1 protein-coding gene and 1 pseudogene are annotated in these 2,048 nt (G+C 66.6%); one reads left to right on the forward strand and one right to left on the reverse strand.

The features are described 5' to 3' along the window. A pseudogene (locus tag AB0C35_RS45960) lies at positions 1-476 on the reverse strand (site-specific integrase); the annotation flags it as partial. Between the two features lie 868 nt (positions 477-1,344). Between AB0C35_RS45960 and AB0C35_RS45965 the strand changes: the two are divergent. Continuing rightward, a complete protein-coding gene (locus AB0C35_RS45965) occupies positions 1,345-1,629 on the forward strand; it encodes a transposase (protein ID WP_358470998.1) in 285 nt (94 codons plus the stop codon). Positions 1,630-2,048 lie beyond the last annotated feature (419 nt).

The raw sequence follows: 2,048 nt of genomic DNA on the forward strand, positions 1-2,048 counted from the left end.
AGCGCGATGAGGTGGTAGGCGGCGTACAGCCGATGGCTTCGGATGCCGTTGAGGAACTGCGCGGTCTGCGCGACCGTCCACACCGCCACGCTCGGCCGCTCCCCCGTCCGCCGCCACTGCTCGACCCGACCCGCAGTCCACACCACCGCACGCGGCCGCCGCGCAGATGGAAGCACCACCAGCGACGCCGGGTTCTCCTCGATCAACCCCGCCCGCAGCGCGGCATTCAACGCCGCACGCAACGTCGCCCGAATCCGGTGCAGCGTCGCCGCCGTCACCGGCCGCCCCCTCTGTTCGTGGCCGTGCGCGATCGTGGCCAGCATCCGCTCCACATGCCCGACCGACACCTCCGCCACCAGCAGATCACCCAGCAACGGCTCCAGATAACGGTCCACGTGATCGGCGTAACCGGCCACCGTCGACGCCGCACCCGGATGGTTCGCCAACCACCGCCCCAGCCACTCCGCCACCGTCAACGCACTGCCCCTCGGCCCACGCAACCGACGCAACTCCTCCTCAGCCGCCTTCCGGGTGAGGAACCCGCCCCGCCGAACCCGCCGACGGATCCCGCCCGGAACACTGCCCAGTTCCAACCGCAGATACCAGCTCCCGTGGCTCCGCTCCGTCACCAGCCGGGGGCATCTGCCACCCACTGCCCGGCCCGAAGCCGGATCTTCACACCCACACCGGCGGTACACGCCACCGGAACCCCGAACACGTCCCATCCGACCATCGTGAGCCCCACCGCAACACCCCAGGCGAGACAACACCACCTCGACCAAGCCAGACGTCACCAACGCCCCCGCCACGTCCACTCCTCACGACAGCCTTGAACCTCGTCACAGAAACCGGGACGGCTCACCACAGCCACCCAGCCCCCAGCCGGACCGCGTTCATCGCACCTCGGCCATCATCCCGATCGGTGCGACCGCTCTGTGCCGTGGACGCCGCGCCGCCGGCGCATCCGTCGGGTCCCCGTGTCACCATGGGTGCGGTAGTGACCAATCCATCCCCTAAATTAGGAGGGTCTGTGGCTTCCTCGCCCCCCGATGACTGCCCGGGCACCGGGCAAGAAGGCCGCCTGGACTTCGAAAACGCCGTTGGCGACGAGTGGCATGTCATTTGCCGTGTCTGCGGTGCAACCTGGGTAGGTGGAAGCTCCATCGTCGCCCCCCATCAGGATGTTCGAACGAGCCGGACCAGATAAAGGCTTCACACTTGAGCAACACATAGAGCCGCTTCACCACCCGCGCCGAGGCGCGCATCAAGGTCGCGATGAGCTTCCCCCGTTCCACGGACACCCGATCTGAGTTGACCTTGATCAACTTGGGAAGGAAGTGTCTCGTGCCACCACCTCACCCGCCAGAGTTCCGGCGCCGCGCCGTCGAGCTGGCCCGTACCGGCGAGTCGGTCTCCGCGCTGGCCAAGAGCCTGGGCATCAGCCAGTCGTGCCTGAGCAACTGGATCCGTCAGGCCGCCATCGAAGCAGGCCGCCTCGACGGCCTGAGCGCCGGCGAGCACAAAGAGTTCGTCGAGCTGCGCCGGAAGGCCCGACAACTGGAGCTGGAGAACGAGATCCTCAAGCGGGCAGCAGCCTACTTCGCTCGCGAGAACGTACTCCCAAAATAAGGTACTCGCTGGTCCGTGAGCTTGCCGACAATGACATTCCCGTCGCGGTGGCCTGCCGAGTGTTAGGAGTTTCCCGGTCCGGTTACAACGACTGGCTCGGCCGGCCCTGCGGGTGCCGAAAATGTCATCCATGCAGGTGAGGGCCCATGCGGCTGGTGGTCAAGCCACCGGGTGCTGTGACACTGGTTGATCAGCTCCGAACGGCCGTGCGGGAGGTGGTCACCGCGGCATGATGGTCGGCTGTGTTGTTGCGATTGGCCTATCTGACGGTGACGAACACCTTCTCGGTCGGCGATAGACGAGGTCCCGCTCGCTCCGCGTGAATAGTACTCCAGCCGCATTTAGTGATCGATGAGGCGTTGTTGTCGTTGGTAGTGGCAGCGGCGGGCGCGGGCCTGGTGGCGGCGTCGCCAGCGTGA

This window comes from Spirillospora sp. NPDC048819 (assembly GCF_040650055.1).
Taxonomy (GTDB): Bacteria; Actinomycetota; Actinomycetes; order Streptosporangiales; family Streptosporangiaceae; genus Spirillospora.